Consider the following 12,752-nt stretch of genomic DNA (forward strand, 5'->3'; position numbering starts at 1 on the left):
AAAAATGCTTATGGTGAAAATTCTTGTAACTAAAACAGTGCTTTTCTCTTCGATTGTACAGTTGCTGCATTTTCATCATGTATGCCTGCATCTTTAATAATTCGTTGTTTTGCTTTATTTAACAGATGGTTTACTGCTTCACCAAAATAGTTAGCTTCGCTTTTTGTGCGGGCTTCTCGTAAACATTTATAGTTTTCTAGCAGTTCCTCTTTTTCGGTGTTTGTTAAGAAATCTTCTACTTTCTTTTTTGTCATACGAAACACCCTTTCTTCTGACAAACGACGCAATAGAAAATATTTATTGTTCATTATAACAATAATTTAAAAAGAAAGTATATACTAACGTCGTAATAATTTGTCAATTTCTTGAATCTTCTCATCAGCTTTCCCAATTTGCGTATTTTTAGCCTGTTCGCCACCAAGAGCCTGATGAAGTAAAAATGTTTGACCGGAAATAGCAGTCACAATGGACACCTTGATTATTTCTTTTATTAAGGTGGCGTCGAATAAAACGAGTCCGAGAAGTGCAGCTAGGCAGCCGGTAAAAATATCAGTTAAAAAACCAAAATGAAAAAAAGTTTTCAAACGGCGTGGAAGCAATAACTTACCTTGGTTATTGATTAGATGGGAAACGAAGCCGGTAATGCCACCAACGAGAACAGCGGTTAGCCATTGATACATTTCCATCGAATCCACTCCTTTTAGTGAATAAGATTCGATTTTTACATATTGATTCCTTTTCATATCTCATATAACCATATTGAGAAAGTTTGTTTGGGGATATTTCGCATTCAATTTAATTATGACGGAAGATTACGATACATTTCAGTCTATTATATGAGGCGTTTTAGCTATAACCAACACTATATTTGGTTTCATGTGCTAGAAGATGAGATTAGTCATCGTGGACAAATTAAAATGCTAAAAAGTAAGTTATTTGAAAATTACGTTAAATAAAGTGGCTTTTTAACGAGATATTCCATATAATGAGAGTAATTAAAATAAGATCGGGGTGATGTATTATGGTGAATTTAACTTATATGAATCATAAACAAAATACAAAGGTGGATGGAAAGGGCGATACTATATAAGTGAGCGCACTATCCTTCCACTTTTCTTAAACTAGGGAGGATATCAATTTGAATCAAAATATTTTAGAATCGTTCGGCTGGGATTCTTTTTTTGAAGAACAAGCTGTAGAGAACTTTGAAGTAGGTCGTATTTTACTTGAGCACAAGCATATATATCGCATAATTTGTAACGATGGTGAATATATGGCAGAACTGTCTGGAAAGTTTCGTCATGAAGCGTTAACGAAGGGAGATTACCCAGCAGTTGGTGATTGGGTATATATAAAAAAAATAGAGAATGAAAAGAAAGTGATTATTCATCGTGTTTTTCCGCGAAGAAGCTCCTTCTCAAGACAAGAAGCTGGTAACCGAACGGAAGAACAGATTATAGCCGCAAATGTAGATTATCTATTTTTAGTGAATGCACTTAACCATGATTTTAACGTAAGAAGGATGGAACGTTATTTATTATTAGCGTATGAAAGTGGTGCAATGCCTGTTATTGTGTTAACAAAGAGTGGTTTATGTAATGATGTGGAACAGAAAATCGTAGAAACGGAAGCTGTTGCAATTGGTGTTCCGATCTTCGTTGTTGATAGTTTAGAACATACAGGTATTGAAGCGTTGCAACAATTTGTTGCTTCAGGAAAAACAATTGCTTTAGTCGGATCATCGGGGGTTGGAAAATCAACTTTGCTAAATGCGCTTATAGGACTTCAAGTAGCGAAAACAGGAGATATTCGTGAAGAAGATAGTAAAGGAAGGCATACGACAACTCATAGAGAGTTATTTCAATTGCCAAGTGGTGCTCTCGTAATTGATACTCCTGGCATGAGGGAGTTGCAGCTTTGGGAAGGAAGCGATGCAATTCAAACAACATTTTCTGATATTGAAGAATTAGCAAAAACATGCCGTTTCCGAGATTGTAAACATGAGAATGAGCCAGGATGCGCAGTACATCATGCAATAAATAACGGACTTATTACGATAAATCGTTTGCAGAGCTATAAAAAGTTGCAAAGAGAATTGGCGTATTTTATGAGAAAACAAGATGCGATTCTTGCAAGGGCAGAACGTGATAAGTGGAAAAAACTTTCTAAACAGTATAAAAAAATGTGAAAAACCAAAGGACTGTTCCTTTGGTTTTTTTGTATTTGTAAATTTTATAATAATGTTATTCATATATATGGACAAAGGGAAGTTATTTGTTTAAACTTTACAAAGTGTTCATCGTAATAGGATATGAAAATAGTAACTAGGGATTGGGATAAATTATTAATTAAATCAATGATTTTTACAAGTAGGAGGTACGAAATGGGTAAACTATTAAATTGGTTTCGTAATATGAAAGTGGCTAAAAAGCTATTAATTTCATTTTTTGTTATTTTAATTGCGGCAGTTTCTATTATTGGAGGCATGTCTTATCAAACGGCTAAAAGGAATTTTGAAACACAAATTATGAGCAGTGCTCACGATAACATAAAGATATTAGATAATTTAATCAATCAAATGATTGAAGCGAAATTTAATGATGTGAATAGTTTTGCACGGGTAATTCAAGGTAATATGTATCAAGGGGATAATCAAGATGAATTAAGGAAAACATTATCACAATATATCAATTTAAATAAAGATGTTGAACAAGTATATGTTGCTGGGAATGATAAAAAGTTTGTACAAGAACCCAATATACAAATGGCAGCAGATTATGACCCAACAGAGCGTCCTTGGTATAAAGATGCAATGAATAAGCAAGGTGGAATTATTGTTACTGAACCGTATAAGGCGCAAGGAAATGGACATATTGTTGTAACGGTTGCAAAACAAACAGAAGATAAAAGTGGTGTTGTTGCGGTAGATTTAAGCTTAGATAATTTATTAAAAACAACAAAGTTAATCAATATTGGTAAAAAAGGATATGCGTTTATTTTAGATGGGAAACAAAAAATAATTGCACATCCTCAAGAAAAATCAGGAGACAAGGCAGCTGATTCTTGGGCGAAGAAAATTTATGAAGATAATCACGGTATTTTTTCATACATGTATGATAATAATGAAAAGAAAATGGTATTTGCTACAAACGTAAAAACAGGTTGGAAGATTGTTGGAACGATGTACTCTAATGAAGTAATTGAAGCTGCTCAGCCAGTATTTTATAATATGTTAATTGTTATGATTATTTCATTAGTTGCAGGAGGAGCACTTATTTATTTCGTGACACTTTCTATTACAAAACCTTTAAAGAGATTGGTTGTCACTTCTAAAGAAATAAGTGAGGGAGATTTAACAAAAACAATTGAAATTCATTCTAATGATGAAATTGGTCAACTTGCAAAAGGCTTTAATGAGATGACAAACTCGTTACGAACGTTAATTGGAAGAATTAATGATTCAGCTGGACATGTTGCAGCGGCATCAGAAGAGCTAACTGCAAGTGTAAGACAAGCGAGTGAAGCAACTGAGCAAATTACAATGGCAATGGATGAAATCTCAAGTGGGGCAACGACGCAAACAACGAGTGTAGAGAACGGCGCTATGTTATTGTTTAGTGTGACAGAAGGTATTCAGCATGTAGCAAATAGTTCATCATCTATTAATACAGCTTCTGCTCATACTCGTGAAAAAGCAGAAGATGGTGGAAAGTTAGTAGGGAAAACAGTAAATCAAATGCAGTCTATTGTGGAATCTGTTTCGCAATCAGATGCAGTTATACAGTTATTAAATAATAAATCAAAGCAAATTGGTGATATATTAGAAGTAATCCAAAATATTGCAGATCAAACAAATCTGCTAGCTTTAAATGCTGCAATTGAAGCGGCGAGAGCTGGTGAACACGGAAGAGGATTTGCGATTGTTGCAGATGAAGTACGTAAATTGGCAGAGCAATCTAGCGTATCTTCCAGTGAAATTAGTAAATTAATAAGTGAAATACAAGATGATATGAGTAAGACAGTAAAATCTATGAATCATGTAAATGAAGAAGTTCAATCCGGACTAGTTATCGCGAATGAAACGAAGCAAAACTTTGCAGAAATTCTACAATCTACAAATGAAATAGCAGATCAAATTAAGACGATGGTTGAAACGGCAAATGGAATGTCAAAAGGTGCGAATGAAGTATCTATTTCTGTAGGTCAAATTGCAATGACAGCACAGAATAACGCAACGAGTACACAAAGTGTTGCAGCGTCAGCAGAAGAGCAACTAGCTTCAATGGAGGAAATTGGATCTGCGGCGGGCACATTATCTCAAATGGCTGAAGAGTTACAAGTATTAATTGAAAGATTTAAAGTTTAACAAAGGACAGACTATCTTCAACATAGCAGTATGCTATTGGAGTAGTCTGTTTTTATTATGTAAAATCAAATGGGGATGGAGAATGTTTTTGTGATATTTAAAGGTATATTTTGTATAACATTTGTCGAAAAATAGAGGTATTTGTTAACTTTGTGTATAATTATAATCATATAGAATACAAATAAAGGAGATTGTTATGGGAGTGTATTGGGGTACAAAAAGACATTCTTGGCTTAGTTATGTCTCATTTTGGTTAAGTATTTCATTTTTTATCGTTTTTTTAATTGAAGTGTTTATTTTAAAAACACTTTCGAATAGCTCGGTGCAAATTGTTAAATACTTTTATTTTATACTTGTACCAGTAAACATTCTTCTTAGTTTAAAGTTACTATTTAAGAAGAATGAAAAGAAAGCATTACCTATTTTTAGTTTCATTGTATCGTTATTATTTACAATCTTAATAATAGTATTAGCATTAGCTGCTACAGGGAAATTCTTTTAAGAAGGGTGATATAAATCACTCTTCTTTTTTATTTGTGGCGGTCTTGCTACCAAGGGAAAGATGATCTATGAGCTAATAAAAAGTAGGAGAGCAGAATTTTCACGCATTAAAGGTTAATGATATTTGAAACCTTTAGGAGAATATTACGTAATAGGGTAATATACATAATAATGAGGATAGAATTAGGTCTTTTGTGTGGGTTTATGAAGCAAATGAATACGGTAAGAACGTTGATATATGGTACAATACATATGGATAGTGATAGAGATAAAGGGTATATAAAATACTCATCGTTTTTTAGTAAGAGAGGGGTTATCTTATGCTATACGAGGATTTGATGACATTATTTCAAGCAGCTCCAAAAGAAGAAGCTAGAGGCGGCTGGAAATATATAATCCAGGAACAAAATGATAAATATGAAATTGTTGATGAAATGTTGAAAAATGAAATGAGTGTTGAATTGTATTTTAATGAATATGATGAGGTGAAAATCACTTTATATAAAGATGGAATTCCTATTTCTACTATGCAAAGAATTGCGATTTCAAAAGTTGAATTAGACGAAGAGGAAGATGGCATTCAATTTGTTTTAGAGCGTATGCCTAGTCGAATGATTCGCTTGCAATTAAAGCCACATTTAGCATTGGAAATGGGGCCATATTGGGAAGTATGTGACGATTGTGAATGAACATAAAAAAGCAGCCAAGTTATTGGCTGCTTTTTTATGTTTTTTGAATTTGTTTAAAAGCAATGATCGGAAGTAAGATGATGCTTACCCATCCGATTATAGGATATAGAATATGGAGTAACTCACTGTAGCCAACGTAACTAAAGCAATAACTTATTAGTAAAATGAAGAAAATAATATTGTTACTTTTCCAACCGGTGATGGATTGCATTTGTTTTGTCATTCCGAACACATTGCCAACTAAAGTTGTGAACACTTCACCGAAAATGATAAGAACAAAGAAAAAGTGAAAAGTTGCATTGAATTTTCTTATGACTTCAGCCATTGGAATGTTATATTGATAAAATTGGTCGACTGATAAGATAGCTAAATGGCTACATAATAATATTAAAGAAAGTCCTGCCCCGCCTAAAATACCTCCCCATAAAATGGCCTTTCGATCTTTTACTTCACTGGCTAACGGGACGAGAACGCTTTGGGCGAGAGAAAGATTTAAGGCGACATATGTAATAGGACTAGTTATCCATTTCATATTCCAGCTTTCTGCAGGAATAGTGTTACTAATAGGAGTTGTACCGTGAAAAAACGTTGTAATAGCAAGTCCGATAATGAAAATCATCATAATAGGTACGACAAGTGTATTTACTTCAAAAACTCCTTGTAATCCGCGGCTACCTATGATGAGACAGGCGATAACTGTAATGAAAATACCGAGTTGTCTTGGTAACCGAAGTTGCTCTTCAAATACCGCTCCAGCTCCTGATAGCATGACACTCGTTACACCAAATAATACAAGTAGTAATAATGTATTTACAACATTTCCGAATACATCCCCAAATAAATATTTGTTAAATTCTTGCGCTGAAAATGCACCGATTTGTGATGAGAGTAACATCATCTTCGTACCGAGCCAAATAAAAAAAAATCCACTTATACATATACCAATTGTTCCGTATAATCCGTTCACTGTAAAAAATTCAACAATTTCTCGTCCAGTAGCAAATCCAGCTCCAACGACTGTTCCAATATAAGTAGCAGCGACTTTCTTTGCTACTTGCCATTGTTGATTGTCCATGTTATCCCTCTTTCTACTACGATGAGCTTGATTTACTATTATGCATATGTATGAGCTTGGACAATTAGACGTATGAACTGTTAGAAAACATACATGAATTAAAAGATATTAGGGAAGTATTAAAGGTGTTAAAACTTTGTTACATATGAGCCAATCGTTCGAAAGGATAGGAAATGTATGGTAAAATGTAACTAAGTTATTAAAAGATAAACATTATGAAATGATAAGAGGAGTGGATTGTATGAGTACGAAAACAAATGTTGTTGAAGTATTAAACAAGCAGGTAGCAAACTGGAATGTGTTATATGTGAAACTACATAATTATCACTGGTATGTGACAGGACCACACTTCTTTACATTACATGAAAAATTTGAAGAGTTTTATAATGAAGCCGGAACATATATTGATGAGTTAGCAGAACGTATTTTAGCGTTAGAAGGTAAACCGTTAGCGACAATGAAAGAATATCTTGCTACATCTAGTGTCAGCGAAGGGACAAGCAAAGAATCAGCAGAAGAAATGGTGCAAACATTAGTGAATGATTACTCTGCACTTATTCAAGAATTAAAAGAAGGTATGGAAGTTGCTGGTGAAGCAGGTGATGAAACATCAGCCGATATGCTATTAGCAATTCATACGACATTAGAACAACATGTGTGGATGCTAAGTGCGTTCTTAAAATAAAGATAAATATATAAAGAAAAAAACCATTGGAAAATTCTTTTAATGGTTTTTTCTTTTATGATTTTTCAGTTTTCTTTTATGCTATAATATAGTAAAAAGGAGGCGATGCAATGTTTCGTTTTTTTAGAACTGGAAAAGAAGAGCGGGAAATTACGAAAGATGAATTAGAACAAGCGATGGCTAAATTTCTTGAAACGAATGCTAATATCGTTTATACAGTATTAGTAAATGATGATTATACAGTAAACTATGATTTGTTAAAGCCGTATTTACCTGTATTTCCAACCAATGTTTTTCTTATTACGAAGGAAACGCTTGAGGTATTTGAACATACAGCAGAAAATTTAAACCTAGTTAAAGAAATTGATATCGTGCAAAAGGCGGTAGATCAATACGTAACAGAAAAAGAAATGTTCCCAATTGTTGAAGATAGCGAAGATCGCCTCATATGCGGAGTTAAACTAGGACCTTATTTAAATCGTATATTAAAAAGTGACTTATATATTTCAGAAAAACATTATTTAGTTTCAAGTAAGCCAGATAAGAAAAAAAAGAATAGTGGGTAGACGTGATGAGAACAACAATACTATTATTGTTGTCTTTTTTTGTTTGTTAAAATATTGATTTTTCAGTCTATTAAACTTTATACTATAACTAGTGGATAGGAAGGAGTGGTGTATTATGCGTATACATACATTAAATATCATTCTGAAAATCAGGTATTATTAAGTTGAATTATAGAATTTAATTACTTATACCGTGATCCTAGAATGATAGGAAGAGTAGGAAACAATTATTATAAAAGGTTACGGGGGAATTTGTAATGAAAAATAGTATGACTTATATTCAATTATTAAATGAAACGTTACGTTGCTATGCAAATAAAGGAAGTTTTGAAGCGTACAATTATATAATGGAACATGCTACAGGAGTAATAGGGAATGAGGCGCAAATATATAATTTTAAATATGCGCTCGCAAGTGCAGCAGGATTAGAAAAAGAAGCATTACATTTAATGAGAGAGGCCATTATAGAAAATGGGTTTTGGTATGAAAATGAGTATTTAATTTCCGATGATGATTTAAAACCACTACATAAATTTGAAGAATTTCATACAATGGTTCAATTATGTAAAGAAAGAGAAGAATTAGCAAAGAGAACGGAACGAGCAGACGTGAAATATATAGACAGCAAGAAAAAGGGAAATCTATTCGTTGCAATGCACGGTGATCAAGAAAATATAGGAATAATAGAACCATATTGGAAATCTGTTTTGACACAAGATTATACGTTAGCTTTACCACAGTCTTCGCAAATTCAGTTTTCAGATGGATATGTTTGGGATGATATAGAAAGAGGAAGAGAAGAGTTAAAAGGACTATATGATAAGGTTATGGTAAGTAATACTTTTAAAAATCGTATTATTGGTGGATTTTCTGCTGGGGCAAGAGTAGCGTTACATTCCATGTTAAAAGGCGAAATAGAAGTAAACGGTTTTATTTTTATGGCACCGTGGCTCCCGGAAATTGAAGAATGGGAAGAACTGTTAGGAATATTACATGATAAGGGCACAAAAGGATATATAATATGTGGCGATCAAGATGAAGACTGTTTGGAAGGAACAGAGCGATTTGTACAGTTATTAAGAGATAAAAATATAGAACATAAGTATAAGGTTGTACCTAAATTAAATCATGATTATCCTACTAACTTTGATGAGTTATTAAAAGAAGCTATTGAATATCTAGGAAGTGAAAACAATAAGTAGTAAGAGAAGGAGATGCATCATGTGTGATGCATCTCTTTTTTAAAATTATAAATTAAAAGCATTTGCTAGTAAGCGATAAGATTGTAACTTATGTTCAAATTGATGAGTAATCGTGACAATCATAAATTCGTCAGTATTGTACGCTTTACTTAAATTTACTATTTGTTCTTTCACAGAAGATGGATCACCCACGATCATACGTTGGCGATTCTCTTTAATACGGAATAAATCATAAGCACTGTATGAATAATTTTGAGCAGTTTCGATAGAAGGTGTACCAGTCGTTCGTTTTCCTTGCTCTAGTAATAAGATGGATAAATCTAAACTAGAAGCAATTCTTTCTGCTTCTTCATTTGTTTCTCCGCAAATAACAAAAATAGCGACGATTGATTTTGGTTTATCTCCTAAATAGGAAGGTTGGAATTGTTCTTGGTAAGCCCTCATAACTTCAGGACCTCCGAATCCATTAATAAATTGCGCGAATGCAAAAGAAGCGCCATTATTTGCGGCAATTTTAGCACTTTCTCCGCTAGAACCGAGCATCCACATTTCAGGAGATGTTGGAATAACTGGAGTAGCCTTTAAATTTGCATAATGATGGTTTTCTGGTACTTGATCATGTAAGTACATTGCAACATCTGCAATTTGCTCTGGATATTGATCAAGTGAGACCATTTTCCCTTCTTGAAGTGCGCGAGTTGCTATAGGCATACCACCAGGTGCTCTACCAACACCAAGGTCGATACGGTTTGGATAAAGCGCTTCTAAAACGCGGAAATTCTCAGCGACTTTATATGGGCTATAGTGTGGCAACATAACACCACCCGAACCAACTCTCATACGATTCGTTTTCGCTGCAATATGAGAAATAAGTATTTCAGGACTTGAACCAGCAAGGCTTACAGAATTGTGATGCTCAGATACCCAAAATCGTGTATATCCGAGTTTTTCAACTTCTTGTGCAAGTGTAACAGTATGTGAAAAAGCTTGGGCTGCTGTGCTACCATCTGAAATAGGTGATTGGTCTAACACACTTAATTTGATCATAGAATATACCTCTCAATCTTAATGTACATCCTATTATATATTTACTTACGAAAAATGCGTAATGAAATGCTCAAAATGAAACGCGGATAATACTATATCTGCCTTTAATGAGAAAATCCCCTTTCATAATGATTCATTTCGACTAGGTCCAAAATATATTCATAGTTGTCAATTTCACGTTTGATATGTTCATGTTCTTTGCCACTTAGTTTCCTATCGCTAAGTTTTTTATTTAGGTTTTGTTTCTTTAATTCTAAATATTTTTTTGTAGCGTGATAATCATAAGTATGTTTCATTTTCAACCACTCCTTCGTTACAGTTGCTATATTATACGAAGCGTTAAGAAATGTGAGATATATCCTTTATGTACCTTTCGTGAATATTCCAATTGCTACAGTGTTATGTTTATGGAAATTTATGAATAAAATGCACTAAACCACTAATGTTCATTTTGTGAAGTAAGGGGTGGAATTGTGCAGAAAGATATAATGTATAACATTGAGATGGATGCAACGTTACAAGTTATAGATAAAGGTTTGAAAAAGACGACAATTCCGAAACGTATTATTGTAGTAGGGGCCGGTATGGCTGGATTAGTTTCGGCATCTTTATTAAAAGCGGCAGGACATGAAGTGAAGATTTTTGAAGCAAACAACCGGGTAGGTGGCCGTATCGAGACCGTTAGAATGGAAGATACCGGATTATATTTAGATGTTGGAGCGATGAGAATTCCGTATTCGCACACTTTAACGATGGCATATATAAAAAAGTTTGGGCTACAGGTGAGCCCTTTTATTAATAGAAATGAGACTGATATCATTTACGTAAATGGTCGAAAAACGACATTAAAACAATATGAAAAAGATCCAAGTATTTTAAGGTATCCTGTGGAAATGAATGAAGTCGGAAAAACGTCTGAGGAACTATTATTGTTAGCGGTACAGCCCATTATAAATTTTATAAAAAAGAACCCAGAGAAAAATTGGGATGTTGTAGTAAAGGATTTTGGGAGATACTCTACAGGACAATTTTTAAAGTATCATCCTTATCAATATAATACTCACTTTTCGCCAGTAACAATTGAGATGATTGGTGTTCTATTAGATTTGGAAGGATTTTTAGAACGGTCATTCGTAGAGACGTTACGTTTTTTATACATTATGCAAGAGGAGAGCGGATTTTGTGAAATAGTAGGCGGGAATGATAAATTACCAAAGTCTTTTTTACCACAATTAGAAGAAAATCTTATATATAATCAAAAATTAATGAAGTTACATCAACATGATGATGGTGTGACAGCTTTCTATCGGAACGAGGAAACTTTTGAATATAGTAGTATTACAGGAGATTTAGTAATCGTTACCATTCCGTTTTCGACAATGCGTTTTGTAGAAGTAGATCCATTTGATTCTATATCTCATGAGAAATGGAAAGCAATTCGTGAATTGCACTATATGCCTGCGACGAAAATAGGAATTCAATTTAAAAGTCGATTTTGGGAAGAACAAGGGCAATTAGGCGGCAGAATAATAACAGATTTGCCAATTCGTTACTCCTATTATCCAAGTTATGGAATTGGAAATGAAGGACCCGCTATGATGTTAGGGAGCTATACATGGTCTTATGATGCTTTGTTATGGGATGGGTTATCAAAAGGGGATCGTATTTATTACGCATTACAAAACTTAGCTACGATATTAGGCGGTCAAGTATATGATGAGTTCTTATCTGGAATATCAAAAAGTTGGACGTTGGATCCATATGCGCTTGGGGGTTTTGCGTTATTTCAGGCAGGTCAAGAATCTGAGTTACAACCAGCGATTATAAAACCAGAGGGGAGATTATACTTTGCCGGAGATCATACAACGTTATATCATGGATGGATACAAGGGGCAATCGAATCTGGTGTTCGTGTAGCGGTGGAGGTGAATGATTTAAAAGTGTAAAATTCGGAAAATTCTTTACTGTATACCTTGAGATAGATATTATTATATATAAAAGAATTATAGGGAGTGTTTACAGTGAATCCGTTATTATTCGATTTTTCTTCTGAATTTTATACTGAAAGACTATTCATTCGAATGCCGAAACCAGGTGACGGTAAAGTTGTATATGATGCAATTCAAGCTTCTATGAAAGAATTAAAACCTTGGATGGTGTTTGCACAAAAAGAGCAAACAGAAGAAGAAATAGAAGAGAGTATTAGAAAATCGCATATTCAATTTTTACAGCGTGAAGATTTGAGATTACTAGTATTTTCGAAAGAAACAGGTGAATTTATTGCTTCTAGCGGATTACATCGTATTAATTGGGATATACCTCAATTTGAAATCGGGTATTGGATTGATTCAAGGTTTAGTGGAAAGGGCTATATGGTAGAGGCTGCGAAAGGTATAACGGATTACGCGTTCTCTGAACTGAAAGCAAACCGAGTAGAAATTCGTTGTGATTCTCTAAATAAGAAGAGTAGAGCCATACCAGAGAAATTAGGATTTAAGTTAGAAGGTATTTTAGAAAGTGCGAGTGTTGCGGTCGATGGAAATGGATTAAGGGATATGTGTGTATTTGCAATGACGAGAAATACATATGAAAAAGAAGAGCTGTAAGAAAGCAGCTCTTCT

At 33.9% G+C, this 12,752-nt stretch carries 14 protein-coding genes and 1 pseudogene; 10 read left to right on the forward strand and 5 right to left on the reverse strand.

Features of this window, described 5'->3' with window-relative positions:
- Positions 1 to 29: 29 nt before the first annotated feature.
- Positions 30 to 254: a hypothetical protein gene (locus BAQ48_RS20065; protein WP_000162691.1), complete on the reverse strand. Its 225-nt coding sequence runs from the start codon at positions 252 to 254 to the stop codon at positions 30 to 32.
- Positions 255 to 338: 84 nt separating this feature from the next.
- Positions 339 to 686: a DUF4257 domain-containing protein gene (locus tag BAQ48_RS20070; protein WP_002118502.1), complete on the reverse strand. Its 348-nt coding sequence runs from the start codon at positions 684 to 686 to the stop codon at positions 339 to 341.
- Between the two features lie 452 nt (positions 687 to 1,138).
- Between BAQ48_RS20070 and rsgA the strand changes: the two genes are divergently transcribed.
- The 5 genes and pseudogenes from rsgA to BAQ48_RS20095 all read left to right on the forward strand — a co-directional run bounded on the left by rsgA (position 1,139) and on the right by BAQ48_RS20095 (position 5,556).
- Positions 1,139 to 2,188 (forward strand): ribosome small subunit-dependent GTPase A, encoded by a 1,050-nt coding sequence (gene rsgA / locus BAQ48_RS20080; protein ID WP_071712544.1) that lies wholly within the window; start codon positions 1,139 to 1,141, stop codon positions 2,186 to 2,188.
- Positions 2,189 to 2,578: 390 nt separating this feature from the next.
- A pseudogene (locus BAQ48_RS28585) lies at positions 2,579 to 3,424 on the forward strand (HAMP domain-containing protein); the annotation flags it as partial.
- 123 nt (positions 3,425 to 3,547) lie between these two features.
- A complete protein-coding gene (locus tag BAQ48_RS28590; RefSeq protein WP_415783884.1) occupies positions 3,548 to 4,366 on the forward strand; it encodes a methyl-accepting chemotaxis protein in 819 nt (272 codons plus the stop codon).
- A gap of 196 nt (positions 4,367 to 4,562) precedes the next feature.
- Positions 4,563 to 4,868: a hypothetical protein gene (locus tag BAQ48_RS20090; protein ID WP_060630531.1), complete on the forward strand. Its 306-nt coding sequence runs from the start codon at positions 4,563 to 4,565 to the stop codon at positions 4,866 to 4,868.
- A gap of 319 nt (positions 4,869 to 5,187) precedes the next feature.
- Positions 5,188 to 5,556 carry a DUF3979 family protein gene (locus BAQ48_RS20095; protein ID WP_071712546.1) on the forward strand — a complete coding sequence of 123 codons (369 nt, stop codon included), beginning with the start codon at positions 5,188 to 5,190 and terminating at the stop codon, positions 5,554 to 5,556.
- Between the two features lie 34 nt (positions 5,557 to 5,590).
- Here BAQ48_RS20095 and BAQ48_RS20100 read toward each other — a convergent pair whose 3' ends face one another.
- Entirely contained in the window at positions 5,591 to 6,631 is a 1,041-nt protein-coding gene (locus BAQ48_RS20100; protein WP_071712547.1) for a YkvI family membrane protein, read from the reverse strand.
- Positions 6,632 to 6,872: 241 nt separating this feature from the next.
- On the opposite strand from BAQ48_RS20100, the gene BAQ48_RS20105 reads away from it, so the two are divergent.
- The 3 genes from BAQ48_RS20105 to BAQ48_RS20115 all read left to right on the forward strand — a co-directional run bounded on the left by BAQ48_RS20105 (position 6,873) and on the right by BAQ48_RS20115 (position 9,084).
- On the forward strand, positions 6,873 to 7,316 hold the full coding sequence (locus BAQ48_RS20105) for a Dps family protein (RefSeq protein ID WP_000105199.1): 444 nt from the start codon (positions 6,873 to 6,875) through the stop codon (positions 7,314 to 7,316).
- Between the two features lie 110 nt (positions 7,317 to 7,426).
- Positions 7,427 to 7,882 carry a DUF3939 domain-containing protein gene (locus BAQ48_RS20110; RefSeq protein ID WP_071712548.1) on the forward strand — a complete coding sequence of 152 codons (456 nt, stop codon included), beginning with the start codon at positions 7,427 to 7,429 and terminating at the stop codon, positions 7,880 to 7,882.
- Between the two features lie 257 nt (positions 7,883 to 8,139).
- On the forward strand, positions 8,140 to 9,084 hold the full coding sequence (locus tag BAQ48_RS20115) for an alpha/beta hydrolase (RefSeq protein ID WP_071712549.1): 945 nt from the start codon (positions 8,140 to 8,142) through the stop codon (positions 9,082 to 9,084).
- Between the two features lie 45 nt (positions 9,085 to 9,129).
- Here the strand turns inward: BAQ48_RS20115 and BAQ48_RS20120 are convergent, their stop codons facing one another.
- Together BAQ48_RS20120 and BAQ48_RS20125 are read right to left on the reverse strand one after the other, a co-directional pair.
- A complete protein-coding gene (locus tag BAQ48_RS20120) occupies positions 9,130 to 10,131 on the reverse strand; it encodes an LLM class flavin-dependent oxidoreductase (RefSeq protein ID WP_071712550.1) in 1,002 nt (333 codons plus the stop codon).
- 104 nt (positions 10,132 to 10,235) lie between these two features.
- Positions 10,236 to 10,427 carry a DUF3896 family protein gene (locus BAQ48_RS20125; RefSeq protein WP_071712551.1) on the reverse strand — a complete coding sequence of 64 codons (192 nt, stop codon included), beginning with the start codon at positions 10,425 to 10,427 and terminating at the stop codon, positions 10,236 to 10,238.
- Between the two features lie 177 nt (positions 10,428 to 10,604).
- Here BAQ48_RS20125 and BAQ48_RS20130 point away from each other — a divergent pair, with 177 nt between their 5' ends.
- Positions 10,605 to 12,077, forward strand: coding sequence for a flavin monoamine oxidase family protein (locus tag BAQ48_RS20130; RefSeq protein ID WP_071712552.1), 1,473 nt, complete (start codon positions 10,605 to 10,607; stop codon positions 12,075 to 12,077).
- A 75-nt stretch (positions 12,078 to 12,152) separates the two neighbouring features.
- A complete protein-coding gene (locus BAQ48_RS20135; protein WP_071712553.1) occupies positions 12,153 to 12,737 on the forward strand; it encodes a GNAT family N-acetyltransferase in 585 nt (194 codons plus the stop codon).
- Positions 12,738 to 12,752 lie beyond the last annotated feature (15 nt).

The sequence above is a fragment of the Bacillus luti genome, assembly GCF_001884105.1.
Lineage (GTDB): Bacteria > Bacillota > Bacilli > Bacillales > Bacillaceae_G > Bacillus_A > Bacillus_A luti.

Coding starts and splice junctions, on each gene's coding strand:
- BAQ48_RS20065 (WP_000162691.1), bottom strand. CDS start 254: ATGACAAAAAAGAAAGTAGAAGATTTCTTAACAAACACCGAAAAAGAG.
- BAQ48_RS20125 (WP_071712551.1), bottom strand. CDS start 10,427: ATGAAACATACTTATGATTATCACGCTACAAAAAAATATTTAGAATTA.
- BAQ48_RS20090 (WP_060630531.1), top strand. CDS start 4,563: ATGGGAGTGTATTGGGGTACAAAAAGACATTCTTGGCTTAGTTATGTC.
- BAQ48_RS20120 (WP_071712550.1), bottom strand. CDS start 10,131: ATGATCAAATTAAGTGTGTTAGACCAATCACCTATTTCAGATGGTAGC.
- BAQ48_RS20105 (WP_000105199.1), top strand. CDS start 6,873: ATGAGTACGAAAACAAATGTTGTTGAAGTATTAAACAAGCAGGTAGCA.
- BAQ48_RS20070 (WP_002118502.1), bottom strand. CDS start 686: ATGGAAATGTATCAATGGCTAACCGCTGTTCTCGTTGGTGGCATTACC.
- BAQ48_RS20110 (WP_071712548.1), top strand. CDS start 7,427: ATGTTTCGTTTTTTTAGAACTGGAAAAGAAGAGCGGGAAATTACGAAA.
- BAQ48_RS20115 (WP_071712549.1), top strand. CDS start 8,140: ATGAAAAATAGTATGACTTATATTCAATTATTAAATGAAACGTTACGT.
- BAQ48_RS28590 (WP_415783884.1), top strand. CDS start 3,548: ATGGATGAAATCTCAAGTGGGGCAACGACGCAAACAACGAGTGTAGAG.
- BAQ48_RS20100 (WP_071712547.1), bottom strand. CDS start 6,631: ATGGACAATCAACAATGGCAAGTAGCAAAGAAAGTCGCTGCTACTTAT.
- BAQ48_RS20095 (WP_071712546.1), top strand. CDS start 5,188: ATGCTATACGAGGATTTGATGACATTATTTCAAGCAGCTCCAAAAGAA.